This is a genomic window from Sphingomonas faeni (assembly GCF_030817315.1).
In the GTDB taxonomy this organism is placed as follows: Bacteria; Pseudomonadota; Alphaproteobacteria; order Sphingomonadales; family Sphingomonadaceae; genus Sphingomonas; species Sphingomonas faeni_C.
Genome location: NZ_JAUSZF010000001.1, coordinates 600910 through 626474, shown reverse-complemented (window position 1 = coordinate 626474; position 25565 = coordinate 600910). Strand labels below are relative to the sequence as shown.

Here is a 25565-nt window from a genome sequence, read left to right as displayed (position 1 = left end):
GCGTCACGCGAATGTAACAGCTACATAAAACGTTAAGAACGCTCGGAAATGAGCAAGTAGTTGCTTTGATACAACACTGGGGGGATGACGATTGGCCATGGGCGCCCGGATGCAAGTGGTAATCGTTGGTGGCGGTACCGCCGGTTGGATGACAGCGGCCGCATTAGCCATGAGTTTCGCCGGCCGACTTGCCGACGTGACACTGATCGAATCCGAGGAGATCGGCACGGTGGGCGTCGGCGAAGCGACCGTCCCTCACATCCGGTTTTTTAATCAAAGATTGGGTATAGACGAATCGGACTTTATTCGTCGTACAAATGCGACCTTCAAGCTCGGCATCGAATTCCGCGATTGGAGTAGGCTCGGCGACAGCTACATCCATCCGTTCGGCGATTTCGGACACGACATTGACGGTCTACCGTTCCACCAGCATTGGCTGCACGCGACGCAAGACGACGCTCGCGACATGCCGGGGCTGGAGGCGTGCTCGCTGCCGATCGTCGCTGCCCGCGACAACCGTTTCGCTCCACCTCTCGATGATCCGCGTTCGATCGGATCGACCTATTCCTACGCCTATCAGTTCGATGCAGCGCTCTATGCGGCCTATCTGCGCGACTATGCCGAGGCGCGCGGCGTCGTCCGGATCGAAGGGCGTGTCGACGCGGTCGAACCACACGAGGACGGTATCGGCGCGGTTCGCCTCGCCGATGGTCGGCGTATCGCAGGCGACCTGTTCGTCGACTGCTCCGGCTTCCGCGCGCTGCTGATCGATGGTGCGCTTAAGGTCGGGCATCAGGATTGGTCGCATTGGCTGCCGTGCGACGCGGCATGGGCCGTTCCGACGGCCAACACTGGTCCGCTGACCCCTTATACGCGGGCGACCGCACGCGATGCCGGGTGGCAATGGCGTATTCCGCTTCAGCATCGCACGGGCAACGGTCACGTCTTCTCGACCCGGTTCACCGATCCTGAAATCGCCCGGACGCTGCTGCTCGACAATCTGGAGGGCGAAGCACTCGCCGAGCCGCGCATGCTGCGGTTTCGTACCGGTCGGCGGGACAGGCAATGGGTCGGGAATTGCGTCGCGATCGGCTTGTCCGCCGGGTTCCTCGAACCTCTCGAATCGACCAGCATTCATCTGATCCAGCTCGCGATCGGCAAGCTTATCGAGTTGTTCCCGGCTGGGGGCGTGTTCGATCCGGTCGACGAGGCGGAATATAACCGCGCGATGGCGTTGGAATACGATCGTGTCCGCGACTTTCTGGTGCTCCATTATTGCGCCACGGAACGCGACGACACGCCCTTCTGGCGCTACATGCGAACCATGGCCCTGCCCTCGTCGCTGACCGAGAAGATCGCCGAATTCCGCGAGCGAGGTATTGTCGTACAATACCGCGAGGGCATGTTCCTGCCCGCAAGCTGGCTTGCAGTCTATCATGGCCAACGGATCAACCCTGGTCGCGTCAATCCGCTGATCGCCGACACGCCGGTCGCAGCGTCGCAGGCGCGCGTCGCCGCCGTCGCGGCGGCTTGCCAGCGCGCGGCGGCCTCCATGCCGACTCACGAGGACTATATCGCGCGGATACGGCAAGTCGCATGACCCAGACCATTGCGATCGTCGGTGCAAATCTTTGTGGGTGGATGACCGCCGCGGCGCTTGCCCGCCGGCTTCCCTATGCCGCGTACCAAATAGTGGTGATCGACGACGGCGCCGCCGGTGACGGGCTCGGCGACTTCGCGCCGATGATCACCGTCCCCCCCGCACTGGTCGCGTTCCACGCCGAGATCGGGCTCGACCACGCGGCGCTCGTCGGCGCGGGCGGCGGCCATGCACTGGGCGTTGCGTTCGACGGATGGCGAGGCGACGGCAGCGCGGCGTTCCTGTCCTACGGCGAAACCGGCACACCGTATGAGGGTATTGCCTTCCACCACCTCGTCGGACGCCTGCGTGCTACCGGGGCGAACGTGCGGCTCGCGGATCACGCCCTCGCGGCTGTTGCGGCACAAACCGGTCGATTCGCTCCCGATGGGTCGATCGCGCACGCCGTCCATGTTCGAACGGACCAATATTCCGCTTTGCTGCGATCGCTTGCGTCGAACGCCGGCGCGACGATGACTTCGGCGCCCCTAGCTGAAGTGCATAGTGACGCGGATGGCATCGTCGAAACGCTGACGCTCGCCGATGGCAGTGAGATCGCGCCTCTGTTGGTGCTCGACTGTTCGGGCAGCGCCGCCGTGGTGGCCGGTCGAACCTCGCCCGGCTTCGAAGACTGGTCTGCTTTGCTGCCGTGCGACCGGACCCAGGTCGCGCTCATGCCTGCGGAGGGTGCGCCGCCGCCTTACACGCAGGTCGACGCGCAGGACGATGGCTGGATCGCGACCTGGCCGGTCGAGGGTGTCGACGTCCGTCTGATCTGCCGTGTCGGCGGTGAGGGTCACCCGTTCCGCGCAGGGCGCCGCGTCGAGGCATGGCGCGGCAATTGCGTCGCGCTCGGTGCGGCGGCGGGGGTGCTCGAACCGCTGCATCCGACTGCGCTGTCGTTGCTGCTGCGCTCGCTCGCGCGACTGATCCAGCTCTGGCCGGCTACGCCTCGTGCACCGGTCGAAGCCGCCGCGTTCAATCGCGCCGGCGCGTCTGCGATCGAGGGCGCACGGGACTTCCTGGTCGCGCAATATGCGGTTGCGGGTCGGGCTGGCGCGTTCTGGGACGATCGCCGTTCCGCGTCCTTGCCGGAGCACGTCGCGGCCAAGCGCGACCTGTTCGCGGCGCGCGGTCGCTTGCCGATGTACGACGACGAACCCTTCGAGGAAGAGGATTGGGCTGCCATGTTCGATGCGATGGGCGTGGTGCCGCGCCGGTACGATGCACGGGCCGATCTGGTCCCGGTCGATGCGATCGAGCGTCATCTTGCCGAGAACCGCGCGCGGATCATCGCTCGGGTGCGTGCGCTGCCGTCCTATGCGGGGGTTGCGGCATGAAGCTTGGTGCACCCATCCGCCGGGTCGTGATCGTCGGCGGCGGTACTGCGGGCTGGATGGCGGCGGCGGCGCTCGCGCGGCTCATTCCCACGGGGATGAGCATCACGCTGGTCGAATCGGACGCGATCGGTACCGTGGGCGTCGGGGAAGCGACGATTCCCCCGATCCGCGCCTTCAACGCAATGCTCGGCATCGACGAGGCGGAGTTCCTCGCAGCGACCGCCGGCACCTATAAACTTGGCATTGAATTCACCGACTGGTCCCAAATCGGCCACCGCTATCTCCACCCCTTCGGCAGTTTCGGTTTCGATATCGAGGGTGTCCGGTTCCACCAGCATTGGCGGCGTCGACGCGCGGCAGGGATCATCGAGGATATCGAAGACTATTCTCTATGCGCGGTTGCCGCACGTGCAGGTCGTTTCCTACCCCCTTCTCCCGACCCGGCGTCCGTGTTGTCCCAGATGGCACATGCCTATCATTTTCGATGCCGGCCTCTACGCCAGCTTCTTACGCGCGCGTGCCGAACGCGACGGCGTCGTTCGGGTCGAAGGCGAGGTCCTCGACGCTGCGTTGGACGGAGGGACGGGCCATGTTCGCCACGTCTCTCTGGCCGGCGACCATCGGATCGAAGGCGACCTGTTTCTGGACTGCTCGGGGTTCCGTGGGTTGCTGATCGAGCAGGCGTTGAACGCCGGTTACGAGGATTGGACTCGTTGGTTGCCCTGCGATCGCGCCGTTGCAATGCCGACCACGAACGAGAACTCGTCGATCACGCCCTATACCCGCTCGACCGCGCGTGCTGCCGGCTGGCAGTGGCGTATTCCGCTCCAGCACCGTACCGGCAACGGCTACGTATATTCCAGCGCCCATTGCTCCGACGATGAGGCTGCCGCGACATTGCGAGCAGGGGCGGATGGGACACCGCTCGCCGAGCCCCGCATTCTCCATTTCACCGCGGGACGACGACGCAAGCAGTGGATTGGCAACGTGGTCGCCCTGGGCCTTGCTTCAGGTTTTACCGAACCACTCGAATCGACCAGTATCCACATGGTTCAAACCGGCATTTCGAAGCTGTTGGCGCTATTTCCCGATCAAGGGTTTTCGCCGATCGAAATCGATACGTACAACCGGCTAGCGGAAACGCAGTTCGATCAAGTGCGCGATTTTCTGGTGCTCCACTACCACGCCACCCGCCGCGACGATTCGCCGTTCTGGCGCGAGGCACGAGATCGCGCGATACCCGATAGCCTAGCCGAAAAGATCGCGTTGTGGCGACGGCGCGGACGACTGTTCCGCCGGGAGGACGATCTTTTCGCGGAAGCAAGCTGGGTCGCGGTGCTGTTGGGTCAAGGCATCATATCCGAGGGGTGGGATCGACTCGCCGACGCGATTGACCTTCGCCAGGTTGATGCACGGTTCGATCGGCTGCGAGCGATGTTCGTCCAGACGGTCGAACGGATGCCGCTGCACGAGGATTATATCGCGCGTACCTGCCCAACCAAGGTGCGCGCGTGACTCCGCAGGCTCCGCAGTCGATCGTCATCGTCGGCGGCGGCACCGCCGGGTGGATGGCAGCGGTCGCCTTCGGCCGTCTGATGGGTCCCGCCGGCGTGCGAGTAACACTGGTGGAGTCGGATGCGATCGCGACGATTGGCGTCGGCGAAGCGACGATCCCGCCGATTCGAACCTTCCACGCGATGCTGGGGATCGACGAGAACGCGTTCCTCCAAGCCACGGGTGGCAGTTACAAGCTCGGCATCCGCTTCGAAGGCTGGAGCTGCCCCGGCGAGTCCTACATCCATCCTTTCGGGCAGATCGGCACGGACGTCGTCGGCGTACCCTTCGCTGCACAGTGGCTGCGCGCGCATCAGGTTGGAATGGCGGATCCACTCGCGCAGTATTCCCTCGAGGCACGCGCCGCAGAAGCCGGAAGGTTCTCCCGCCCGATCGCCAATGGCGATTCGCCATTATCCCGGATTGGCTACGCATATCATTTCGACGCCGGCCGCTATGCCGCCTTCCTCCGTACCCAGGCTGAGCAACGGGGCGTCGTCCGTCGCGAAGGAACGATCGAGCGCGTCGAAACTGGCCCGGCAGGCATCGCTGCGGTTCACCTCGCGAACGGCAGTCGTATCGACGGCGATCTGTTCCTGGATTGCTCCGGCTTTCGCGCGCTGCTGATCAGTGGGGCGCTTGGTACCGGTTGGGTAGACTGGTCCGAGTGGTTGCCTTGCGACCGGGCAGTTGCGGTGGCCACGAGCGCTGACGCTGCGCCGTTACCGATGACGCGCGCGATTGCGGGGCCCGCGGGCTGGCGATGGCGTATTCCCCTTCAACACCGCACGGGCAACGGCCACGTCTTTTCGAGTCGTCATCTGAGCGAAGATGAGGCGACCGCACAGCTTTTGGCCGATGTCGAAGGCAAGACGCTCGGCGACCCTCGCATAATCCGCTTTGCAACGGGGCACCGCGAACGCATGTGGAGCGGGAACTGCATCGCCCTAGGCTTGGCCGCCGGCTTCATGGAACCGCTCGAGTCAACCAGCATCCACCTCGTGCAGAGTGGATTGCAGCATCTTCTGCGCCTGTTACCGACCGGTAAGATGTCCATGCCTGCTTCCGCCCTTGTCGATCGGTACAATCGGGTAATGACCGCGGAGTTCGTTCGCATTCGCGATTTCCTGGTCGCGCATTATCATTTGAACGCCCGGCCCGAGCGTTTCTGGCGCGAACGTGCAATTGCTCCGATCCCCGACGGACTCGCCGACAAGCTTGCGCTGTTCAGGGCGGGAGGACGTATTTTCCGCGAAGCAGACGAGCTTTTCAATGAAACGAGCTGGCTGTCGCTGCTGACGGGACAAAACGCGCCCGTCGAGGGGTACGACCCGATCTGTGACGCTGTACCACTACACGTTGCCGTGCGCCGCTTGGCGCAGATCGAGCAGGTCGTAGGTGCCTCGCTAAATCATATGCCGCCGCATGCCGATGCGCTCTCGCGGATTGCAGCTCGAGAGTCTCGACGCGCCGATCATTTAGCGCCGCTGTAGCGACTTCAACAGATACCCGCGGATACGCTCGGTCCGGTCCGGCGAGGCCAGTCCCAATATACCACGTGCCGCCTCTGGAAGATGATCGCCTGCAGCATGCGCATCATCACCGAAAACATAATGCTCGAACCATGCACGCCACCCTTCCTTCTCCGCGGCTGGGCGATCGCGGACTGCCATCATCGCATGCACGAATGCATGGAAGGCCGAGACGCTGGGATCGAACGCCCACCAATAATTGCACAACACGTTGAGCGTCCCGAACGCTTGGACATGATGCCACCAGATTGCCGGGATGAACAAGGCATCGCCCGGCCCCAGATCGGCGACCATCGCATGACCTAGCGCTTCGGCATAGCGGGGATAGCGGTCGAGATCTGGCGCGAGCGGGTCCACCATGCTTGCCGGGGGCCCAGCCAGCGTCCGGTCCAGCGGCCCGATATAGAGATTGCCGACCTGGTCTGGGGGAAACAGCGTAAAACGGCGCTGGCCGGCGACTACGCAGGCGAGATTGGTCGAGCCATCATAATGTGTTGCGGTCTGGGATCCGTTCCCGATCCACAATCGTGGCGCAGCGCCGCCAAGCGGCAGGTCCAGCGGGTTCGCCGCCGCCCAGCCCGGCATATGCTCGGATGCCGTTGCTGCATTTGCATAAAGGACATGCCGCTCGCGTTCAGGCAGTTCCGCGAGCCGGAGCAATTCGCTCAGCAAGATACCGAGCGACGCCTTTTCGCGGTGGAAGTTGAACCCTTCCAAATTGTCGCCGCGATAAAAGAATCGCCCGCCAAACTCTGGGCCACCGATCAGCACCTCCATAGGTCGGCCGCCATCACCGAGACTTGCGAGATACCGTGCCGTCGCCTGGTGACCCGTCTTACCAGCGCGTACGCTCGCCCAATGCGCCACCTGTCCGCGGAGCACGACCGGCGTATCGCGCGGCGCGATTTCGGCGGCGAATGTCGTGGCATCGACTGCGGGTCGTTCGTCGACACGCGCATCGGTGGCAGCAGGCTGATCGATTTTCATGCTGATCCGATTACCTTAAGCCACATTCATGCGCTACATTGTGGAAGACGTTATAGGTTAAATATCAACGTACTTACGGGGTGGATGCAGACCGAGCGGCGCGTGTGGCTCAACGCGCCGCTGCGGCCATTTCGGCGTTCCTGCGCTCCGAAGCGGCGAGCGTCTTTGTCAGCAGATTCACGAGAGCGTCGTTATCGTCAAGCACGTTGAGCCCAGCACGCGTCGAACCGCCTGGGCTTGCGACCCGGTCGGCAAGTATCGCCGGCGACACGTCAGCCTCGGCGGACATGATCGCAGAGCCCTCCAGCGTCGCGATCGCCAGACGGGTGGCCTGGTCCGCCGGCAACCCTAGTGCGGCGCCAGCCTTGGCGAGCGCGTCGGCAAAGCGGAATACGAAGCCGGGGCCGCTGCCTGCGAGCGCGGTCACGGCGTCGAAATGCGCTTCGTCGGCGATCCATTCATAGTGGCCGAGGGGGGCGGCAAAGGCTTCGGCGGCAGCGATCGCATCGCTCGACGCGCCGACCGTGTAGAGCGACGTCACGCCCTTGCCGATTGCGACCGGGAGGTTGGGCATCGCGCGGACGATCGTGTCGGCCGCGAACCGCTGGGTCAGTGCGGCATGATCGACACCCGCCAGGATCGAAAGCAACAGCTTCGGAGCCCCGCGCAGCGGCGCCATCAACGCTTGCGCCGCGTCGATCTGCTGCGGCTTCAGCGCCAGCATCAGCGTGGCCGGCGCAGCCTCGTCAGGTAGCACGGTCAGCGAACGAACGCCGTCGGGGGCACCTCGACCGCTCCGCGTAATCACCGTCACGCTAGCGGGATCGAGCCCGGCCGCGATCCAGCGCCGCAGCATCGCGCCGCCCATGTTGCCGCAGCCGATCAGCCACAACGGACCTGCCGGAAAGTTAGAACCCGAGTTCATGCCTCGCCGTGCGTTTCGATCAACGCCGCAGCGATTGCGTCCTTGGGGCTCTTCCCGCCCCACAGCACGAACTGGAACACCGGATAGAAGCGCTCGCACTCCTCGATCGCCGATTCGACCAGCAGTTCCGCCGCGTCGAGCGACATCGTGCCGTCGTCGCCGCCATCGACCATCGCCGCATGCCGGAAGAGCAATATGCCGCTTGTCGACCAGAGTTCGAAATGTCCGATCCAGAGCTGTTCGTTGACCAGCCCGATCGTCTCGTACACCGCCTGGCGACGCTCGTCGGGCACCTTGATGTCTGGAAAAGCGAGGAATTGCAGGACGCTATCGTCGTCACGCCACAGCGCGCGCAGTTCGTAGGTCGCCCAGCTTCCCTTGACGGTCGCGACGATCTCGTCGTCGTGACGCTCATGCTCCCAGCCATGCGCGGCGTAATAGCTCTCGAGCATGTCGATCGGGGCGGCATCTTCGTGGTCGTGGTCGGCGTGTTCAAGCATCATAGGGTCCTGGCGGTCCTTATCGCACGACAAAGGGTGCCGAGGCAAAAACGCCCCGACAACCCCATCGGCCCCAATTCTGCGGAAAACTGTGGAAAAGTCAGTCGACCGACGCCCCAAGCGGTGCGTTTACCGTCGATTGTGCCGCAAACTTGGCTTCGAGCGCATCGAGCCGGGCCTTCAACACATCGTTCTCGTCACGCGCCGCAGCGGCCATCGCCTTTACGGCGTCGAACTCTTCGCGGCTGACGAAGTCGAGCCCGCCGAGCCATTCGCGTGCACGTTCCCGCGCACCGGAACCGGCTTCGCGACCGACGCCCGCAAGCGTACCGGCAGCACCGTTCAAGACCTTGACGATATCGTCGAACACGCGGTTTTCGGACTGCATTGCTTCAAAATCCCAAAGACTGTTGCACGGACTGCTGCGTCACAGCATTTGGGACGTATGCGGCGCAGGTGCAAGGGTTTCGGCACCGGGGTTCAATTGCCCGATGCTGAACGCGAGCACGCCGGCAAAGCTGATCCACACCATATACGGCACCATAAGCCACGCTGCGGCGGGACGGATGCGCGCGAATACGAAGGTCGCGGCGATCGACAGCGCCAGCATCGCGACGATCACGAGTACCGACAGCCCGATCTTGTGTGCGCCGAAGAATATCGGCGTCCAGGCGAGGTTGAGCACGAACTGAGCGACGAACAGCGCAACGGCCAGCCCACGCAACTGTGCACCGCGCGCATTGAGGATCATCGCGAGCGCCAGCCCGATCATGATGTAAAGCGTGGTCCATACCACCGGGAAGACCCAGCCGGGCGGGTTCAACGCAGGCTTGGCGAGCGCGACGTACCAGGCATTCTCGCTGCCGACGCTGACCGATCGTCCGGATAGGAAGCCAAGCAGCAGGATCAGGGGCACGGTCACGACCGCCCAGCGGAGGAACGACATCCTCAACTGGCCCTTCGAAGCGATACCGCCCACACACATCCTTCCATCTCAATGCGGGCTCGTCCTGCCGCGCCTTTTGCGACCGGTAAACCGTGCGTACGCGGTAATCGTTCCGCTAGTGATTCATTCCGGCACGAGGGGTGCCGGCAACTCGCGCTAAGTCGCTGATACGGGGTGGTTCGCGATCGTGCCGGCAGAGTGAAGTATAGGAAGTATAGACGCTGGGAGAGTTTCGTCGGGGTGGTTTCGTGGGTAGGAAATCCAGCAGTCGAGGTGTTGGAACGCTGTCAGGATCGGCGCGTGTAGGACAGCGAACATTGGTCCATCACGTAGCAGATCAGATCGACCATGCCGCCGAGGCAGCTCCTCCCCGCGCGGCCGACGTCGTTCACGCTCCGTCAGGATGACGGTGATGATTGGGTATCGGCAGGCACTTCGACATCGGACTGTTCCATGGTCGAGCCCTCGCCATGCAGCGCCGCAATCAGGAACTCCACATTGCCCTCGGGTCCGGTGATCGGGCTCTCGACGACACCGATCACGCTCCACCCCTGCCCCGTCAACCACGCAGCGACCTCGTCGCAGACGCGTTGGTGGATCGCGGTATCGCGGACCACACCGCCCTTCCCCACTTCACCACGTCCTGCCTCGAACTGCGGCTTCACCAGCGCCAGCAGCCGTGCGTCGGGCTTGGCGAAGGTCATTGGTCGTTCGAGCACCTTGGCCAACCCGATGAAGCTCGCATCGCAGACGATAAGGTCGATCGGCTCGGGGATGTGCGCGGGCGTAAGAATGCGTGCGCTGGTCTGTTCGTGGACGACGACGCGATCGTCCTGGCGAAGCGACCAGGCGAGCTGGTTGGTGCCGCTGTCGACCGCGTAGACCTTGGCCACGCCGTTCTTAAGCATGACGTCGGTAAAGCCGCCAGTGGAGGAGCCGACGTCGATCGCGACCGCGCCGCTCACGTCCCAGCCGAAATGCGCGAGGCCGTGGGCGAGCTTGATCCCGCCGCGCGAAACCCAGGGGTGATCGCGACCGCGCACGTCGAGCACCACGTCGTCGGGGAGAGTCTGGCCGGGCTTGTCGACCTTCTTCGTACCCGCGAACACCAGGCCCGCCATGATCAGCGCCTGCGCCCGCGTGCGCGACTCGACGAGGCCTCTGTCGACCAGCATCTGGTCCGCCCGTGTTTTTACCATGCGCGTATCTTTGCCATGAGCGTGCGTATCGTCGCCCGGTCCGACTACCGCAAGCTGCCTTCCTTTTGCCGCAATGTAATTGCCCATCTGATTAGTAGGATTACGTTGAAGGGATGGGATCGTGACCGGATGGCGTGCCCTAGAGCGTCGTTCGGCCACGCTCCCAACCTCGAAGAACGAGGTTTTGGAGAAGGAGAAGCGCTGTGGGTAGTTTCGCACCGTATGATTCCGTCCAGCCGACGATCCTGACCGTGCCCGGTCTTGGCGGCTCGGGTCCTTCGCATTGGCAGACGTTATGGGAGGATGCGCGACCCGATACGGTACGCGTCGAACTTGGCATGTGGAACACGCCGCATCGCAACGCCTGGGTGACGCGGCTCGACGAAGCGATCCGCCGCGCGGACGCACCGGTGATCCTGGCTGCGCACAGCCTTGGATGCCTGGCGGTGGCGTGGTGGGCGGAACTTAGTCCTCAGCCTTATGGCTGGCCGGTTGCCGGCGCGCTTCTGGTGGCGCCTGCGGATGTCGATCGGGGCGGCGCGCAGGCGGAGTTAAAGGGCTTCTCGCCGACGCCGCGCACGCCGTTGCCGTTTCCGTCGATCGTGGTGGCGAGCAGCGACGATCCCTGGGTCACGCCTGAGCGCGCGCACAGCATGGCGGCGGACTGGGGCAGTCACTTCGTCGACGCTGGGCCGCAGGGGCATCTTAACGCTGCGAGCGGGATCGGCTGGTGGCGCGAGGGGCAGGATCTGCTGGAGCGGGTGATCGCGGCGAGTGGTGATGGGCGGGGGCAGGCTTTGCCGCCGAGTAAGGCGCGGTCGATCCTTGCGGTGAGTGCGACGGACGCTGCGCAGACCCACTATTTGGGTGGGTGATTGCTAGCCTGAAGCCGCACCACCCCGGCGAAGGCCGGGCCCAATTGGTGAGGTCGTAGTAACGAGGGAGAGCACTCCGTTACCGACGTTTCCCAATTGGGCCCCGGCCTTCGCCGGGGTGGTGCTCAGTTACGAAATCCGGTTCACGAAATCCGAGAACCGTCTTCGTCGAACAGCTCGGGATTCGCCGCCTGCTCGGCTTTCGCCGCCGCCAGCCCACCGCGCATCCGCCGCCACATCGCGATATTCAGCGACACCATCACGATCACCGCCAGAGCGATGATCACGATGGCCTTGGTCGGGCCGGTCATGCGCGTACTTCGGCGACCCCGCCCGAATTGTGACGGAGCGCCTTGAGGACGGTGTCGACCAGCGCGGTCGCGTCGAGGCCGGCTTCGGCGTACTGGACTTCGGGCTTGTCCTGGTCCTGGTACACGTCGGGCAAACGCAGCGTGCGGAGCTTGAGCCCGCCGTCGATCAGGCCCTCGTCCGACGCCATCGTCAGCACGTGCGCGCCGAAGCCGCCGACCGAGTTTTCCTCGATCGTTACCGCGACTTCGTGCGTGGTCAGCAGCTTGCGGATCAGGTCGACGTCAAGCGGCTTGGCGAAGCGCAGATCGGCGACCGTGGTGCTGAGGCCCTTGGCTTCGAGAACCTCGGCTGCCTTGAGCGCCTCCTCGAGACGCGTGCCGAGTGACAGGATCGCGACGGTCTTGCCTTCGCGCACGATGCGGCCCTTGCCGATCTCCAGCAGCTGCGGGATCTCGGGCAGCGCTACGCCCGTGCCGTTGCCGCGTGGATAGCGGACCGCGATCGGGCCGGTGTCGTACTGCGCCGCGGTGTGGGTCATGTGGACGAGTTCAGCCTCGTCCGCCGCCGCCATCACCACGAAGTTCGGCAGCGTCGCGAGGTACGTGACGTCGAACGATCCGGCATGAGTCGCGCCGTCCGCACCGACCAGCCCTGCGCGGTCGATCGCGAAGCGGACCGGCAGGTTCTGGATCGCGACGTCGTGGACGACCTGATCGTACGCGCGCTGGAGGAACGTCGAGTAGATCGCGCAGAATGGGCGCATGCCTTGTGCAGCGAGGCCGGCGGCGAAGGTGACGCCGTGCTGCTCGGCGATACCGACGTCGAAGAACCGGTCGGGATAGGCCTTGGCGAATGCGTCGAGCCCGGTGCCCGACGGCATTGCCGCGGTGATCGCGCAGATACGCGGGTCCTTCGCGGCCTCGGCAACGAGCTGCGCGCCGAACACGTTCTGGTATTGCGGCGGCCCCGGCGGCGCCTTGGTCTGCACGCCGGAGATTACGTCGAACTTCTGGACGCCGTGATATTTGTCCGCGGCGGCCTCGGCGGGCGCATAGCCCTTGCCCTTCTTGGTGACGACGTGGACGAGAATCGGGCCCTCCTCCGCATCGCGGACATTCTCGAGCACCGGAATCAGGTGTTCTAGATTATGACCGTCGATCGGACCGACATAATAGAAGCCGAGCTCCTCGAACAATGTGCCGCCCATCGTCATGCCGCGGGCGAACTCGTCGGTCTTCCGCGCGGCGTTGTGGAACGGGCGCGGCAGGCGACGCGCGAGCTTCTTGGCGAGTTCGCGGATGCCGAGGAATTCGCGACTCGATACGATCCGCGACAGATAGGCCGAGAGGCCACCGACGGGCGGCGCGATCGACATGTCGTTGTCGTTGAGGATCACGACCAGGCGGTTGCCGGCCTGCTCGGCGTTGTTCATCGCCTCGTACGCCATGCCCGCGGACATCGCGCCGTCGCCGATTACGGCGATGCCCTTGCCTGGCGTGCCCGCGATCTTGTTGGCGACCGCGAAGCCCAGCGCCGCGGAGATCGACGTCGAGGAATGCGCTGCGCCGAACGGGTCGTATTCGCTCTCGCTGCGCTTGGTGAAGCCGCTGAGGCCGCCACCCTGGCGGAGCGTGCGGATGCGATCGCGGCGCCCGGTCAGGATCTTGTGCGGATAGCATTGGTGGCCGACGTCCCAGACGAGGCGGTCGCGCGGGGTGTCGAAGACGTAGTGGATCGCGGTGGTCAGCTCGACCACGCCGAGACCCGAGCCGAGATGGCCGCCGGTGGTGCCGACCGCGGAAATCGTCTCGGTACGCAGTTCGTCGGCGAGTTGGCGGAGCTGGTCCGGGCGCAACTTGCGGAGGTCGGCGGGTGTCGAGACGGTGTCGAGCAGCGGTGTCGCGGGAAGGTCGGCCATCGGACGGGCTTAATGCAGCGCGGGTATCGTGTCGATTGTTACCGTGTCTTGACGTAGCATTCGCGCTGAAATCGCTCGGGAAGTGCACAATTATGAACTTTACGCACCGTGTTGCCGTCGAGGCGGATATCCCCGCGATCGCGGCGCTGATGGCGCGGGCGATCGGCGCGTTGCAGGGGGATTTTCTCACGCCGGCGCAGGTCGAGGCAAGCCGCGCGGTGATGGGGCTGGATACGCAGCTGATCGCGGACGGGACGTATCTGCTGGTGGAGGCGGACGGGCGGCTGGCCGGATGTGGCGGGTGGAGCCGGCGGGCGACACTCTATGGCGGCGACCATAGTACGGCACTGCGTGATGCGGCTCTGCTGGACCCGGCGCGCGATGCGGCGCGGATCCGGGCTATGTATACCGATCCGGATTTCGTCAGGCGGGGTGTCGGGAGGTTGGTGCTGTCGGTTTGTGAGGCGGCGGCGCGTCAGGCGGCGTTTGCGCGGGCGGAGATGATGGCGACGCTGGCGGGGGAGCCGCTGTACCGGGCGTGCGGGTATCGGCCGATCGAGCGAATCGAGACGCCGGGGGACGTGCCGGTACCAATGATCCGGATGGGGAAGGATCTGGGCTAACATCTTCCCTTCTGTCCCCCTCCCTGAAAGGGAGGGGTTGGGGGTGGGTCGCCTTCCGTATCAGGCGATGCTGGCCAAAGCCCACCGACCCACCCCTACCCCTCCCTTCCAGGGAGGGACGGACTGAAACCGGGGTAAGCCCTACTTCGCCTCGCACTCCGCACAACGGCCGCGGACCTCGATGACCGGGCGCACCGGGGAGAAACCTGCTGCCTCCGCCGCGTTGCGAACGCCTTTAGTGATCGTGTCGTTGTCGAGATGCGTGGTCTGGCCGCACGAGTCGCAGACCAGAAAGATGCAGTCGTGCAGGCAATCGGGGTGCGCGTTGGCGACATAGGCGTTGGCGCTTTCGACCCGCCGCGCGAGGTTCGCGCCGACGAACAGGTCGAGGATGCGGTACACGCTGTTCGCTGCCACCCGGCGGCCTTCGGATTTCGAAACGGCTTCGGCGATATCGTAGGCGGAGGCGGGTTTCTCGAAACTCGCCAGCGCCGCGAACACGCTCGCGCGCATCGACGTCCATTGCTCGCCGGCCTTTTCCAGCGTCGTCTGCGCTGCGATGGTAAGATCGGCGCCTTGCGGTTCGGTGTGGTTGTGAGCGTGCGCCATGCTGGATGAAGTAGGATGCCGGAGGGGTTCCAGCAACCCGCTCAACTGTCGGCGCGGCGGTTGAGATCGTGACCGAAGGCGAGCAGGCCGACGCCGACGATCGTCCACAACGTCTCGCCGCCGCCGCTGTCGTGCGGCAGCGTCATCGCGCCGGCCATGATGCCGAGCCCGAGCGCGCCCATCGCGGCGGGCATCATATAGCCGTGATTGAGCACGCCACGGCCGAGCGCCAGCGCACCGAGGCCGATCGCAATCGTCAGGCCGACCTCGTGGAAGATCGGATCGAGCAGAAACCCGCTCGCGGTCGACATCAGTGCGACCAGCACCGACGTCGCCAGGCAGTGCACCATGCACAGGCCCGACAGCCCGATCGCATAGCGATCGAGACCGGCGAAGCGGTGGGTATGGCTGGCCGAGGGCGTCATCGTTCGTTGGATATAGACGGACGGTTGAAAGGATACAACATTACATCCTTTAATTTCTTGGCGATGTGGCGGATTTTGAAGCGGCATTCCCTCTTCCTTGTTCTCCCGCGAAGGCGGGAGCCCAGGCTGGACTCCCGCCTTCGCGGGAGAACAAGGAAGAGAAGCGTGGCTCTAGGTCCCGGCGCCCGAACCTCCGCCAACAACATGAAGCAATGCCTCACCACGAAGCGATGGCGCCAAGCAGCGCAAAGCACTATCTCAGCGCCATGCTTCAACCCAGCGCCGCCTTTCTCACCAAAGCCCGTCCTCGTGCGGTCGCCCTGTGGCTTTACGCGGTGGCGGCGCTGATCGTCGCGATGGTCGTCATCGGCGGGATCACCCGGCTGACCGAGTCGGGGCTGTCGATCACGCAGTGGAAGCCGATCAGCGGGATCATCCCGCCGCTCAACGACGCGCAGTGGCAGGCCGAGTTCGACGCTTACAAGCGCATCCCCGAATATGCCGCGTTCAACGCGGACATGACGCTCGGCGGGTTCAAGGCGATCTTCTTCTGGGAATATCTGCACCGGCTCTGGGGCCGACTGATCGGGCTCGCCTTCGCGGTTCCGCTGATCTGGTTCGCGGTGCGCAAGCGTATCCCGTTCGGATACGGCTGGCGCTTGTCGGCGCTGCTGGCGCTCGGCGCGTTCCAGGGTGCGATCGGCTGGTGGATGGTCGCGTCGGGCCTGTCAGTCCGGACCGACGTCAGCCATATCCGGCTCGCCGTGCATCTGCTCACCGCGCTGACGATCCTCGCGGGGATCGTGTGGACCGCGCTCGACCTGATGGCGCTGCACCGCAATCCGCTCGCCGCCCCTGCCCGCCTCGCGCCCGTGGCGATCCTCGCGCTGGCGCTGCTGTTCGTCCAGCTCGTCTATGGCGCGTTCACCGCCGGGCTCGATGCCGGCTATGCGTTCGCAAGCTGGCCGCTGATGGGCGACGGGCTGTTCCCCGCCGACGTGCCGATGGTGAACCCCGCCTGGAGCAACGCGGTCGACAACCCGATCGTGGTGCAGTTCATCCACCGCTGGTTCGCGTTCGCCGCCGCCGCCGGGCTGATCTGGCTGGCGATCAAGGCGACCAAGACCGGTAGCAGCGCGGGATTTTACGTGGTCGGACTCGTCACGCTCCAGATCATGCTTGGGATCGCAACGCTGATGACCGGCGTGCAGATCGACGTCGCGGTCGCCCACCAGGGCAATTCCGCCCTGCTCCTGATTGCCGCAATGTTTGCCGCCCACGCCGTAGGTACGGCACCCCGCCTGAATCAACGGGGCCTGAAGCAGCGGGTATAATAATACCCGTCAGGAAACCGGCGGAAAGCTTGACTTGAAGCCCCCCTTTCAGCATTAGGCCGGCATTCGCGCTGCGGGATCCTTCCCTTGGTGCGCTTGCATTCAATCTGGAAGGTCTAACGCCCATGAAGGCGCTCATGAAGACCACCAAGTCGGCGAAGCCGGCTGAGGTGGAAAAGCAGTGGCATATAGTCGACGCGGAAGGTCTCGTAGTCGGTCGTGCCGCATCGATCATCGCCAACGTCCTGCGCGGCAAGCACAAGGTGTCGTTCACCCCGCATGTCGATTGCGGTGACAACGTCGTCGTGATCAACGCCGACAAGATCCGCTTCACCGGCAACAAGGCCGCGAAGAAGATCTATTACAAGCACACCGGTTACGCCGGCGGCATCAAGGGCATCACTGCCGCCAAGGTCCTCGACGGCCGCTTCCCGGAGCGCGTTCTCGAAAAGGCCGTCGAGCGCATGATCCCGCGCGGCCCGCTGGGTCGTGAGCAGATGCGCAACCTGCGTATCTTCAAGGGTACCGAGCATCCGCACGAGGCACAGAACCCTGCCGTGCTCGACATCGGCAGCATGAACCGCAAGAACAAGGTGGGCGCATAATGTCCGACAACCGCCAGTCGCTCGCCGATCTCGCGAGCCTGACCAACCAGCCCGCGCCGGCTGCCCCCGCCGAGCAGGCTCTGCCGACCAGCGAAGGCGATCTCGCCGCACCGGTCTCGAACGAGCCCGTGCGCGAGCCGATGCCGCTGCGCGAGCAGATCCTCGACAAGCAGGGCCGCGCTTACGCGACCGGCCGTCGTAAGGACGCCGTCGCCCGCGTCTGGGTCAAGCCCGGCACTGGCAAGATCACGATCAACGGTCGTGACCAGGAAGTGTATTTCGCACGTCCGACGCTGCGTCTCGTCATCAACCAGGTGTTCGGCATCACCGAGCGCGAAGGTCAGTACGACGTCGTCTGCACCGTCAAGGGTGGTGGCCTTTCGGGCCAGGCCGGCGCGGTCAAGCACGGCATCAGCCAGGCGCTGACCCGCTTTGAGCCGGTGCTGCGCGCATCGGTGAAGGCAGCAGGCTTCCTGACCCGCGACAGCCGCGTCGTCGAGCGCAAGAAGTACGGCAAGGCGAAGGCCCGTCGTAGCTTCCAGTTCTCGAAGCGCTAATCTCGCTTTCAGTATCTGCTTATCAGAAGGGCGGTCCGGCAACGGGCCGCCCTTTCTGGTTTTGGGTTAATCCTGAAGGAAATAGATCGTCCGGGTAGCTGCCCCGAAGCGCAACGATCTCCCCTCCGTGAAAGGGAAGGGTTGGGGGTGGGTCGGCCAGCTTGAGCCTCAAGCGGTCGAATATGCGGAAACCGACCCACCCCCTGCCCCTCCCTTCCAGGGAGGGGAGCGCGTTGCGGACGAGGCATTGCGGATGCGGACACCACGGCAATCGAGTTCGTCGATCGGCCCGACAGGCCGACATCGCTTCAAGCTCTTAGTCTCGCGCATGCTTCATGGTCTCCCGCGAAGGCGGGAGCCCAGTCTGGGTCCCCGCCTTCGCGGGGAAACACTCTATCTGTATCAAAGCAGCGCCGATTGTCTCACCGGCTTCGGCAGAGCCTCACCCCAACGCCACGACGATCTCGTCAAGCGAGGCGTTGCGGATGCCGCGACGGTTGAATTCGTCGAGCATGATGGTCCACCAGTCATGGAAGCGCTTCAGATCCGCGGCGTCGCGTACGTAAGGGGTGTGGCCCGGTGCCAAGGACGGCAAGTGGAACGACAGGTTGAGCAGCCTCACCCCCTCGCCAGCCGCTACCGCGACGGCCTCAAGGGCATCGACGATTGGCATGTCCTCTGGCGTCAGTGCAATCCGGGATAAAAGGCGGGCGCGGGCGAACAGGCTCCTACCCTTTGGAATGCGTCCGAGCGCCCGGTACAGGCGCGGGCCAGCGCGACGCGCGTGGCCCGTGAAGACGGTGGTCAGTGGCAGTTCTAAGATACCGCCCAACCGATAGGCGCCGGCGTCCGCCATCGTAAAATCGGGGCCGCCATCCGCCCGGTAATCGTAGCCGGGGCGGACCGAGCTATCGATCCGGTAGCCGAGCCCCGCAAGCAGCGCGAAACTGTTGGGGCCGAGGCCTTAGCGCCCGGCGCGATAGACGCGTGGCACACTACCGAACGCTGCCGTGATTGCCCGCGTCAGCGTCTCGAGCTTGGCGGCTTCCGATATGCGGGGCAGGTTGCCGGCATAGCTCGATCCCGGCGGCGCGCCGTCCGCGAACGGTGGATTGACCCAGGCGTGGAGCTGCGTGCCGATCTCGGACCGCCCGTCCTCCAAGACATGCGCAAGGATCTCGACCGACGCCGGGTCGGTAGCGATCGGATAGTCGACCATCCAGGTCAGTGCGACGCCGCGGTCGGCGAACCGGCGGTGCGCGTGGGGAAAGGCCGCTATCGTAGTGGCCGCGCGGTTGTGGCGGTCGAGGGGGGCGGTCCAGTCGAATTCCTCTTCGACGTCGACGAAGACGGTGAAGTGGGTGCCGAAATCTTCGAGCCAGACGACGCGCTGCGCGTCGGTCGGGCGCGGGGGGGCGATACGTCACCGGTGTTCGTCGGCTATCGGCTCCACATCCACCATATTCGCGGCGGGAAGTTGAAGGGTCAGGCGGTCCAGCCCGATCGTGAGCACGCCGCCAAGTTCGACCGCGAGGTTCTGGGCAAGACGGAGCGCGAAACCCGTGCCCAGCAGTGGCGCGCCGTCGCCCTCCTGCTCGGCGTCGATGCTCAGCAGGACATTGGTCGCATAGGCGGCAAGCGCGGCGGGGCGGTCGAACTCGATCGTCACGGTGTGGGCAACGGTGTCGGCAACGGGGCGGACGACGATGCCGAGATGTTCGCCGTTCCGGCCGGCCGAGACCAAGGCAGCGAGCAGGCGGCCGACCAGTCGTTCGACAGCGCGGTCGTCGCCGAGGACCTCGCAATCGCCCGCCGGCATCGCGACGTTGAGGCTAGTGCCACGCAGCGAGGCCAGCGGCGCCAGATCGCGCGTAACGCGGTCGAGCAGCGGGCGAACCGGCACCGTCGTCGGTCGCAGGTCTAGCGCCCGACCCTCGATTCGCGCCGCGGTATCGAGATCGTCGATCGCGGAGAGCAGGTCGCCGGCCTGCGTGCGGATCGCAGTGGCACGCTCGCGGTAGGTCGGCGACACGGGGCCGAGCAACTGCGTCTCGATCAGCTCCGCGAACCCCGCGATCGCGTTGGTCGGCGTGCGCAGTTCGTGGACGAGCTGGCGGAGCGAATCGGAGACCGGCGAGGATGCGGGTTTGGCGGGCGCCGCGGTCTCGTCGGGGCGCGGGCGGCGTCCCGTTCCACGGAAGCCGATGAAGCGGCCCGACGCGTGTTCGAACGCGGGCACGCCCGACAGCCGCCACGATCCGAACGCATCGGACAGTCCGCCGACTTCGAGTCGCGCATCGCTGAACCGCGAGCGGCGACGGAACGCCCCCGCGGCGACGCCGTCGAGCTGCGCCTCGCCCTGTTGCGCCGCATAGGCGAGCGACACGCCGACCAGTGCCGAACGCGCGACGCCGTCGACCATGCGGATGATACCCTGCGCGTCGGTTTCGAAGCGGAAGCCCTCGACTTCGGCAACCGCGGGCGTCGGCGTAGCGGCCTCCATCGTGCGATCGCGATTGAACGCCTCGATCCGCGCGACGAGGTCGGAGATCTCGAACCGGTCGGCAGGCGGCGGTCCAGCCGGCTCGATGACGGTCGGCTCGGTCTCGGCGAGCTCGGCGTGGCGGAATGCCTCGGCCACGAACGGCAGCCCGCGCGCAACCGCGCCGAGCGTCAGGAACGGGGTTTCGCTGAGCGGCGCGGCGTAGAGGGACAGCTCGGGAAGCTCTTCGACCGGTTCATCGCGGACTGGCGCCTGTTCGATCGGCGCCGGCGCGGGGGCGATCGGCTGAGCGACGATCGACTCGGGGGCGATCGGCTCGACCGGTTCGGTCTCGGCGATCGCCATCTCGACCGGCGTTTCGGGTTTCGGTAAAACGAAGTCGGTCGGGCCGAAGTTTAGCAGCCCGCGCTGGACCTCTGCCGGCAGGTCACGACGGTGACGCAGGACGGAGCGGCTCTGCGGCGTCAGTCGCGGCAGGAGGGCAAGCCATTCGTCGGGCTCGAGCGTCGCTGTTCGCAACACGGGTGCGGCGATCACCAGCGCGTCCTCCGCGAAGAACCCGACGAGGCGCGCATCCGGCTTCGCAAACGCGAGGGCGCGCGCACTCGCGGCACGGACCTCGACCGGCACCGCCAGACGCAGCAGGCGCAACCGCGCGATGGCAGGTTCGTCGACCACTGCCCGACCACGACCCATCAGGTCGACCAACTGCCGCCATGCCGATTGCGCACCGAAATCGGTGGCCATGTCGGCGGCAAGGATCGTCTTCAGGCTATCGTCGAACCGCACATCGTTCCCCGGCTTCCGCGGGCTTAGCACGCACTCCGTACCGATTCCTTAACGCGCCCGATAATCCGAAGGAACAACCCATTTTGGTGTGCAAACGCCTTCGTCGCATTGTGGGACAATTGCGTTTCACCGCAACAATCTTATGGCTATGAGGAATGAATCGCTTGGTTTGCGATGCCTATCGGGAGTTGCGTGAAATGAGTTTTGACCGGATCGATCGCCAGATCCTGTCGCTGTTGCAGGCCGACGGTCGGATGACCAATGTCGACCTGGCCGACCAGGTGGGGCTTACCGCCCCGCCTTGCCTTCGCCGTGTCCGCGCGCTCGAGGAAGCGGGGGCCATTCGCGGCTATCACGCCGATCTCGACGCCAGCCGCCTGGGCTTCCCGATCACCGTGTTCGCGATGGTGTCGCTACGCAGCCAGGCCGAGCACGACCTCGCCGCGTTCGAGCATCACATCGCCGACATTCCCGAAATTCGCGAATGCCACATGCTCAACGGCGAGATCGACTTCATCCTGAAGATCGTCGCGGCGGATTTGAAGAGCTTCCAGGAGATCCTGACGACCCACTTGACGCCTGCGCCGAACGTTGCGAGCGTGAAGACGTCGCTGACGATCCGGACGGCCAAGGCGCTGTCGGGGATCCCGGTGGTGGTGGATTAGTCTTCGCTTCTCGATCCTCCCCTTTGCGGCGGAAGATTGAGGGGTTGGGCTAACCTTCGCCCCTCCCTGGAAGGGAGGGGTTGGGGGTGGGTCGGGTTCCGCTGGGTTCAGACCTTCGTGGCACGAGCCGGCCTACCCACCACCTGCCCCTCCCTTTCAGGGAGGGGAGTTCGGACGCCGCACTTGGCGGTCGTAGCTACAAACGAAAACGGTTCGAGACGCCCTAGCTTATACAGCCGGCGCGCCGAGCCAGGTCGTCCACAGACCGGCGACATCGGCCTTTGGCGACGCCTTGACCGCGGAGAACGCCGTCGCGGCGCCGGCCTTGTCACCCGACCGCGCGAGCGCGATGCCCATGTGCAGGTTCACGTCGTCGGCATCGACACCGCCCTTGGTCAGCGCCAGGCGATACAGCTCGATCGACTTCGCGTAGTTGTTCTGGCCGAGATACGCATCGGCCGTACCGGCGGCAAGCTTGCCGTTGGGCGCGGCCGCAGCGCGCTTCTCGAGACCGGACAACGGACCATCGTTGGCGATGTTCTTGTTCGCATCCGCCAGCAGACCCTTGGCCATCGTGTTCGACGCCGGGATCTTGCCCTGCGCCAGGCCTTCCTTGATCACCGCCTGCGCTTCGCTCGGCAGGCCGCGACGGTTCACGCTGTCGGCATATTGCAGATAGTCGGTCTGGTCGGCGAGTGCGTTGGTCGCACGCATCAGGCGGAACACATCGACCTTCTGCGCCTCGTCGAGCGGGATCAGCGCGTTAGCCTGGATGCCCGACAGGATCAGCACGTCACGCCAGTTCTTCGCGGTCGGATACGCGGTGATCCACTTCTTCAGCCACGCCATCGTATCGGCATTACGCTTTGCCGCGTACGACTTTGCGACGGCATAGCGGTAATATTCCTCCGGCGCCTTCTGGCCCGATGCGGTCATCTGCGCGATGCTGGCATCCAGGTCGGCGGTCGCACCGGCGACGTCGCCGCTGTCCATCTTCGCCTTGATGATCTGCAGCGGCAGGTTCGGATCGTTGTAGCCGAGCTCCTTCGCCTTGGCGAAATACTGAAGTGCGATCGGATACTGCTTGCCGTTGAACGCGAGCGCGCCGCGGCGATAGGCGTAGCGGCCGCGATCGGCGGCCGGCGTCGCCGGGTTGGCGATCAGCGCGTCGAGCGGCTTTGCGAGCGTCGTCTCGTTCATTGGTGCGTTCGGGTTGGCGGTCTGCGCGGCGACCAGCTTCTCGTTCTCGAGCTGATAGCGGAGCGCGGCGCCGATATACTTCTCGTAATCGGTCTTCGCGGCGGCATCGATCTGATCGATCGCGGTCTGTGCGCCGGCGTAATCCTTGGCGGTCAGCGCGGTCTGCGCGGCGATGCCGGGCTTCTGGACTTCGGGGCTCAGCTTCATTGCCGGCGCCGCATCGGTCTTCTTGTCCTTAGCGAACGCAGGCGCCGACAGCGCAAGGCCGCTCGTGCCGGTGGCGAACGCCGCAATCAGTGCAAGCTTGGAAATGGTCTTCATGCGGAAACTCTCCCTCTGCGTCGGCCCGCTTACGTAAGTGGCGCGCGACGTCGCTATATGATCCGCCATGCATACGTTCAAGCGAGCGGCTTGGATCCCGCCGATGTGAGATTGCGCGTGAACGTCGATTGAACGCGCCCCCGGCCGTCGCTAGATCGCGGCGATGATCGCTGTCCTATCGCCCGCCAAGACGCTCGATTACGAGAGCGCGCTGCCCAAGCTCGAGCCGACCGCGCCGCGGTTTGCCGACGAGGCGAAGACGCTGGCGCACGCCGCCGCGCACCTGACGCAGAAGAAGCTGTCGGAGCTGATGCATATATCGCCGGCGCTGGCGAAGCTGAACGCGGACCGATTCCGCGATTTCGATACGCTGCCCGAGCGGCCGGCGATGTTCGCGTTCGCCGGCGACGTCTATACCGGGCTGGAGGCGAAGACGCTCGACGAGGCGGCGGTGGATTATGCGCAGGATCATGTGCGGATGTTGTCGGGCTTGTACGGGCTGCTGCGACCGCTCGACCTGATGCGGCCTTACCGGCTTGAGATGGGCACGCGTTGGGCGCCGCGGAAGACGAAGCTGACCGACTGGTGGGGCGATCGGATCGCCAAGCTGCTCGCGGACGACGTCGAGGCGGAGGGATCGGGGACGATCCTCAACCTCGCCAGCCAGGAATATTGGGCGGCGGCTGACGGCAAGCTGCCCTCCTCCATACGCGTCGTCGCGATCGATTTCCGCGAAGGAGAGGCGGAGAAGTTCGTCAGCTTCCACGCGAAGAAGGCCCGCGGGATGGTCGCGCGGTGGCTGGTCGAGCAGCGCGTCGACGACATCGAGGGCATCAAGGGCTTCGACAGCGACGGCTATGCGTATGACGCCGCGGGCAGCAGCGACGCGCAGTTCCGGTTCGTGCGCAAGTGAGCAGCGCTGTCGTCATCGGTGCCTCGGGCGGCATCGGCAAGGCGATGGAGGAGGCGCTGATCGAGGAAGGCGCGTTCGACAAGGTCTACGGGTTCGCGCGATCGGAAAGCGGCGACCGGCATCTCGATCTGGAGGACGAGGCGAGCATTGCGGCGGCGGCTGCGCGTGTCGGGTCGCCGACGCTGGTGATCGTCGCGACGGGATTGCTGCACGACGGCGACAAGGGTCCCGAGAAGGCGATGCGCGAGCTCGATCCGGTGTGGATGGCGCGCAACTTCGCGATCAACGCAATCGGGCCGGCGCTGGTGGCGAAGCATTTCTTGCCGGTGACACCGAAGGCGGGGCGGATCGTGTTTGCGGTTCTCTCGGCGCGGGTTGGGAGCATCGGCGATAACAAGCTGGGGGGCTGGTACGGGTATCGGGCGTCGAAAGCGGCGCTGAACCAGTTGGTGAGAACGATTTCGATCGAGGACAAACGGCGCAATTCGAGCGGGATCGTGGTGGGGCTGCATCCGGGGACCGTGGACACCGGGCTGTCGAAGCCGTTCCAGGGGAATGTGACGCCGGGCAACCTGTTCAAGGCCGACCGCGCGGCGGTGCAGTTGCTCGACGTGATCGATGGTCTGCGGGCGCCGGACAGCGGGAAGCTGTTCGCTTGGGACGGGGTAGAGGTAACGCCGTAACTTCTGCTCCCCTCCCTGGAAGGGAGGGGTTCGGGGTGGGTCGGCCGGTTGCAGATCGCTACAGCTCGCCAATGCGGAAGCCGACCCACCCCCTGCCCCTCCCTTCCAGGGAGGGGTAAGAAGTGAGGGCCTTCTTTCTTGGAAGGCTGGGGCTTGGGTAAGAAGTGAGGGTCCTCCATGACGCCGATTTCACCCATCCGCCATAGGGCGGTCAGGTCCCCCGGCGCATGCTCTGCTCATCGTCCACCAAGGCCGAAGCAGAGAGGATACCCCCATGACCAAGTCCCTCCCCCTCGCGATCCTCGCTGGTAGCGCGCTTCTGTCCGGCGGCGCTGCGATCGCCGCGACGCCAGCCAAGACCGTCCAGCCCAAAACCGTCGCGACGCACACCCCCACGACGAAGACCACCACGCCGACCGGCAACACCAGGGTCGCCAAGCACACTACGACCGTCAAGAAAGGCCGCATGGTCAGCGCAAAGCTCGCGAACGGCAAGACCGTCACCTATGATTGTTCGCTCGCTGGCAACAAGACCAAGACCGCCTGCAAATAACCCGCAAATTAACGATGAAACCCTTCTCTCTCGCGTGCGTACGCGTGCGCGGGGGTAG

The 25565-nt window shown here is 64.9% G+C and carries 26 protein-coding genes and 1 pseudogene; 13 read left to right on the top strand and 14 right to left on the bottom strand.

The genetic code is table 11. The features are described from left to right. Positions 1-97: 97 nt before the first annotated feature. The 4 genes and pseudogenes from QFZ54_RS02950 (at position 98) to QFZ54_RS02930 (ending at position 6026) form a co-directional block, all read left to right on the top strand. Positions 98-1600 carry a tryptophan halogenase family protein gene (locus QFZ54_RS02950; protein ID WP_307084254.1) on the top strand — a complete coding sequence of 501 codons (1503 nt, stop codon included), beginning with the start codon at positions 98-100 and terminating at the stop codon, positions 1598-1600. Further along, a complete protein-coding gene (locus QFZ54_RS02945; protein ID WP_307084252.1) occupies positions 1597-2979 on the top strand; it encodes a tryptophan 7-halogenase in 1383 nt (460 codons plus the stop codon). Before QFZ54_RS02950 ends, QFZ54_RS02945 begins: the two co-directional genes overlap by 4 nt. After that, positions 2976-4494, top strand: a pseudogene (locus tag QFZ54_RS02935) (tryptophan halogenase family protein). The gene QFZ54_RS02945 and the pseudogene QFZ54_RS02935 overlap by 4 nt, the downstream one beginning before the upstream one ends. Beyond that, a complete protein-coding gene (locus QFZ54_RS02930) occupies positions 4491-6026 on the top strand; it encodes a tryptophan halogenase family protein (protein ID WP_373458427.1) in 1536 nt (511 codons plus the stop codon). Before QFZ54_RS02935 ends, QFZ54_RS02930 begins: the two are co-directional and overlap by 4 nt. Here the strand turns inward: QFZ54_RS02930 and QFZ54_RS02925 are convergent. The 6 genes from QFZ54_RS02925 to QFZ54_RS02900 form a co-directional block, all read right to left on the bottom strand. Next, positions 6012-7052 (bottom strand): cupin-like domain-containing protein, encoded by a 1041-nt coding sequence (locus tag QFZ54_RS02925; protein WP_307084249.1) that lies wholly within the window; start codon positions 7050-7052, stop codon positions 6012-6014. The genes QFZ54_RS02930 and QFZ54_RS02925 overlap by 15 nt on opposite strands. Positions 7053-7161: 109 nt before the next feature. Continuing rightward, on the bottom strand, positions 7162-7977 hold the full coding sequence (locus tag QFZ54_RS02920; RefSeq protein ID WP_307084248.1) for a pyrroline-5-carboxylate reductase family protein: 816 nt from the start codon (positions 7975-7977) through the stop codon (positions 7162-7164). Then, a complete protein-coding gene (locus tag QFZ54_RS02915; RefSeq protein ID WP_443030063.1) occupies positions 7974-8480 on the bottom strand; it encodes a YbjN domain-containing protein in 507 nt (168 codons plus the stop codon). Before QFZ54_RS02915 ends, QFZ54_RS02920 begins: the two co-directional genes overlap by 4 nt. 97 nt (positions 8481-8577) lie before the next feature. Next, the gene (locus QFZ54_RS02910) at positions 8578-8865 is read right to left on the bottom strand and encodes an accessory factor UbiK family protein (protein WP_307084245.1); all 288 of its coding nucleotides are present in this window, start codon (positions 8863-8865) and stop codon (positions 8578-8580) included. Positions 8866-8904: 39 nt separating this feature from the next. Then, the gene (locus QFZ54_RS02905) at positions 8905-9462 is read right to left on the bottom strand and encodes a TspO/MBR family protein (RefSeq protein WP_307084244.1); all 558 of its coding nucleotides are present in this window, start codon (positions 9460-9462) and stop codon (positions 8905-8907) included. A gap of 359 nt (positions 9463-9821) precedes the next feature. Continuing rightward, the gene (locus QFZ54_RS02900) at positions 9822-10622 is read right to left on the bottom strand and encodes a TlyA family RNA methyltransferase (protein WP_307084243.1); all 801 of its coding nucleotides are present in this window, start codon (positions 10620-10622) and stop codon (positions 9822-9824) included. Between the two features lie 203 nt (positions 10623-10825). Here QFZ54_RS02900 and QFZ54_RS02895 point away from each other — a divergent pair, with 203 nt between their 5' ends. Further along, entirely contained in the window at positions 10826-11497 is a 672-nt protein-coding gene (locus QFZ54_RS02895; protein ID WP_132897923.1) for an RBBP9/YdeN family alpha/beta hydrolase, read from the top strand. Positions 11498-11640: 143 nt separating this feature from the next. On the opposite strand, the gene QFZ54_RS02890 is transcribed toward QFZ54_RS02895, so the two are convergent. Together QFZ54_RS02890 and dxs are read right to left on the bottom strand one after the other, a co-directional pair. After that, on the bottom strand, positions 11641-11808 hold the full coding sequence (locus QFZ54_RS02890) for a hypothetical protein (RefSeq protein ID WP_307084241.1): 168 nt from the start codon (positions 11806-11808) through the stop codon (positions 11641-11643). Then, a complete protein-coding gene (gene dxs / locus QFZ54_RS02885; protein ID WP_307084239.1) occupies positions 11805-13727 on the bottom strand; it encodes a 1-deoxy-D-xylulose-5-phosphate synthase in 1923 nt (640 codons plus the stop codon). The genes QFZ54_RS02890 and dxs overlap by 4 nt, the downstream gene beginning before the upstream one ends. A gap of 92 nt (positions 13728-13819) precedes the next feature. On the opposite strand from dxs, the gene QFZ54_RS02880 reads away from it, so the two are divergent. Beyond that, a complete protein-coding gene (locus QFZ54_RS02880) occupies positions 13820-14350 on the top strand; it encodes a GNAT family N-acetyltransferase (RefSeq protein ID WP_307084237.1) in 531 nt (176 codons plus the stop codon). Positions 14351-14491: 141 nt separating this feature from the next. Here QFZ54_RS02880 and QFZ54_RS02875 read toward each other — a convergent pair whose 3' ends face one another. After that, positions 14492-14959, bottom strand: a complete 468-nt coding sequence (locus QFZ54_RS02875; protein ID WP_187503499.1) for a Fur family transcriptional regulator — start codon at positions 14957-14959, stop codon at positions 14492-14494. Positions 14960-15000: 41 nt separating this feature from the next. After that, entirely contained in the window at positions 15001-15384 is a 384-nt protein-coding gene (locus QFZ54_RS02870; RefSeq protein ID WP_307084235.1) for a MerC domain-containing protein, read from the bottom strand. A gap of 266 nt (positions 15385-15650) precedes the next feature. On the opposite strand from QFZ54_RS02870, the gene QFZ54_RS02865 reads away from it, so the two are divergent. The 3 genes from QFZ54_RS02865 (at position 15651) to rpsI (ending at position 17880) form a co-directional block, all read left to right on the top strand. After that, a complete protein-coding gene (locus QFZ54_RS02865; protein WP_307089236.1) occupies positions 15651-16718 on the top strand; it encodes a COX15/CtaA family protein in 1068 nt (355 codons plus the stop codon). Between the two features lie 125 nt (positions 16719-16843). Then, a complete protein-coding gene (gene rplM / locus QFZ54_RS02860; protein WP_060524218.1) occupies positions 16844-17323 on the top strand; it encodes a 50S ribosomal protein L13 in 480 nt (159 codons plus the stop codon). Next, positions 17323-17880: a 30S ribosomal protein S9 gene (gene rpsI, locus QFZ54_RS02855; protein WP_082443995.1), complete on the top strand. Its 558-nt coding sequence runs from the start codon at positions 17323-17325 to the stop codon at positions 17878-17880. The genes rplM and rpsI overlap by 1 nt, the downstream gene beginning before the upstream one ends. 442 nt (positions 17881-18322) lie before the next feature. Here the strand turns inward: rpsI and QFZ54_RS02850 are convergent, their stop codons facing one another. The 3 genes from QFZ54_RS02850 to QFZ54_RS02840 all read right to left on the bottom strand — a co-directional run bounded on the left by QFZ54_RS02850 (position 18323) and on the right by QFZ54_RS02840 (position 21172). Continuing rightward, complete coding sequence (locus QFZ54_RS02850; RefSeq protein WP_307084230.1) at positions 18323-18736, bottom strand: hypothetical protein; 414 nt, start codon at positions 18734-18736, stop codon at positions 18323-18325. 108 nt (positions 18737-18844) lie between these two features. Then, complete coding sequence (locus tag QFZ54_RS02845; protein WP_307084229.1) at positions 18845-19099, bottom strand: hypothetical protein; 255 nt, start codon at positions 19097-19099, stop codon at positions 18845-18847. Between the two features lie 204 nt (positions 19100-19303). After that, a complete protein-coding gene (locus QFZ54_RS02840) occupies positions 19304-21172 on the bottom strand; it encodes a sensor histidine kinase (RefSeq protein ID WP_307084228.1) in 1869 nt (622 codons plus the stop codon). A gap of 197 nt (positions 21173-21369) precedes the next feature. Between QFZ54_RS02840 and QFZ54_RS02835 the strand changes: the two genes are divergently transcribed. Then, the gene (locus tag QFZ54_RS02835) at positions 21370-21837 is read left to right on the top strand and encodes an Lrp/AsnC family transcriptional regulator (RefSeq protein WP_055880606.1); all 468 of its coding nucleotides are present in this window, start codon (positions 21370-21372) and stop codon (positions 21835-21837) included. Positions 21838-22065: 228 nt separating this feature from the next. Here the strand turns inward: QFZ54_RS02835 and QFZ54_RS02830 are convergent, their stop codons facing one another. Continuing rightward, positions 22066-23358: a hypothetical protein gene (locus tag QFZ54_RS02830; RefSeq protein ID WP_307084223.1), complete on the bottom strand. Its 1293-nt coding sequence runs from the start codon at positions 23356-23358 to the stop codon at positions 22066-22068. A 163-nt stretch (positions 23359-23521) separates the two neighbouring features. On the opposite strand from QFZ54_RS02830, the gene yaaA reads away from it, so the two are divergent. The 3 genes from yaaA (at position 23522) to QFZ54_RS02815 (ending at position 25507) form a co-directional block, all read left to right on the top strand. Beyond that, positions 23522-24271, top strand: a complete 750-nt coding sequence (yaaA, locus tag QFZ54_RS02825; protein WP_307084221.1) for a peroxide stress protein YaaA — start codon at positions 23522-23524, stop codon at positions 24269-24271. Further along, the gene (locus QFZ54_RS02820; protein WP_307084219.1) at positions 24268-24954 is read left to right on the top strand and encodes an SDR family NAD(P)-dependent oxidoreductase; all 687 of its coding nucleotides are present in this window, start codon (positions 24268-24270) and stop codon (positions 24952-24954) included. Before yaaA ends, QFZ54_RS02820 begins: the two co-directional genes overlap by 4 nt. 274 nt (positions 24955-25228) lie before the next feature. Continuing rightward, the gene (locus tag QFZ54_RS02815) at positions 25229-25507 is read left to right on the top strand and encodes a hypothetical protein (RefSeq protein ID WP_307084217.1); all 279 of its coding nucleotides are present in this window, start codon (positions 25229-25231) and stop codon (positions 25505-25507) included. Positions 25508-25565 lie beyond the last annotated feature (58 nt).

What these genes read in the sequence shown, in the direction of transcription:
- QFZ54_RS02875 (WP_187503499.1), bottom strand. Translation starts at nt 14,959, where the DNA reads ATGGCGCACGCTCACAACCACACCGAACCGCAAGGCGCCGATCTTACC.
- QFZ54_RS02865 (WP_307089236.1), top strand. Translation starts at nt 15,651, where the DNA reads ATGCTTCAACCCAGCGCCGCCTTTCTCACCAAAGCCCGTCCTCGTGCG.
- QFZ54_RS02920 (WP_307084248.1), bottom strand. Translation starts at nt 7,977, where the DNA reads ATGAACTCGGGTTCTAACTTTCCGGCAGGTCCGTTGTGGCTGATCGGC.
- QFZ54_RS02905 (WP_307084244.1), bottom strand. Translation starts at nt 9,462, where the DNA reads ATGTGTGTGGGCGGTATCGCTTCGAAGGGCCAGTTGAGGATGTCGTTC.
- QFZ54_RS02900 (WP_307084243.1), bottom strand. Translation starts at nt 10,622, where the DNA reads ATGGTAAAAACACGGGCGGACCAGATGCTGGTCGACAGAGGCCTCGTC.
- QFZ54_RS02945 (WP_307084252.1), top strand. Translation starts at nt 1,597, where the DNA reads ATGACCCAGACCATTGCGATCGTCGGTGCAAATCTTTGTGGGTGGATG.
- QFZ54_RS02925 (WP_307084249.1), bottom strand. Translation starts at nt 7,052, where the DNA reads ATGAAAATCGATCAGCCTGCTGCCACCGATGCGCGTGTCGACGAACGA.
- QFZ54_RS02915 (WP_443030063.1), bottom strand. Translation starts at nt 8,480, where the DNA reads ATGATGCTTGAACACGCCGACCACGACCACGAAGATGCCGCCCCGATC.
- QFZ54_RS02890 (WP_307084241.1), bottom strand. Translation starts at nt 11,808, where the DNA reads ATGACCGGCCCGACCAAGGCCATCGTGATCATCGCTCTGGCGGTGATC.
- QFZ54_RS02910 (WP_307084245.1), bottom strand. Translation starts at nt 8,865, where the DNA reads ATGCAGTCCGAAAACCGCGTGTTCGACGATATCGTCAAGGTCTTGAAC.
- QFZ54_RS02845 (WP_307084229.1), bottom strand. Translation starts at nt 19,099, where the DNA reads ATGGTCGACTATCCGATCGCTACCGACCCGGCGTCGGTCGAGATCCTT.
- rpsI (WP_082443995.1), top strand. Translation starts at nt 17,323, where the DNA reads ATGTCCGACAACCGCCAGTCGCTCGCCGATCTCGCGAGCCTGACCAAC.
- rplM (WP_060524218.1), top strand. Translation starts at nt 16,844, where the DNA reads ATGAAGGCGCTCATGAAGACCACCAAGTCGGCGAAGCCGGCTGAGGTG.
- QFZ54_RS02830 (WP_307084223.1), bottom strand. Translation starts at nt 23,358, where the DNA reads ATGAAGACCATTTCCAAGCTTGCACTGATTGCGGCGTTCGCCACCGGC.
- dxs (WP_307084239.1), bottom strand. Translation starts at nt 13,727, where the DNA reads ATGGCCGACCTTCCCGCGACACCGCTGCTCGACACCGTCTCGACACCC.
- yaaA (WP_307084221.1), top strand. Translation starts at nt 23,522, where the DNA reads ATGATCGCTGTCCTATCGCCCGCCAAGACGCTCGATTACGAGAGCGCG.
- QFZ54_RS02815 (WP_307084217.1), top strand. Translation starts at nt 25,229, where the DNA reads ATGACCAAGTCCCTCCCCCTCGCGATCCTCGCTGGTAGCGCGCTTCTG.
- QFZ54_RS02850 (WP_307084230.1), bottom strand. Translation starts at nt 18,736, where the DNA reads ATGGCGGACGCCGGCGCCTATCGGTTGGGCGGTATCTTAGAACTGCCA.
- QFZ54_RS02880 (WP_307084237.1), top strand. Translation starts at nt 13,820, where the DNA reads ATGAACTTTACGCACCGTGTTGCCGTCGAGGCGGATATCCCCGCGATC.
- QFZ54_RS02835 (WP_055880606.1), top strand. Translation starts at nt 21,370, where the DNA reads ATGAGTTTTGACCGGATCGATCGCCAGATCCTGTCGCTGTTGCAGGCC.
- QFZ54_RS02950 (WP_307084254.1), top strand. Translation starts at nt 98, where the DNA reads ATGGGCGCCCGGATGCAAGTGGTAATCGTTGGTGGCGGTACCGCCGGT.
- QFZ54_RS02870 (WP_307084235.1), bottom strand. Translation starts at nt 15,384, where the DNA reads ATGACGCCCTCGGCCAGCCATACCCACCGCTTCGCCGGTCTCGATCGC.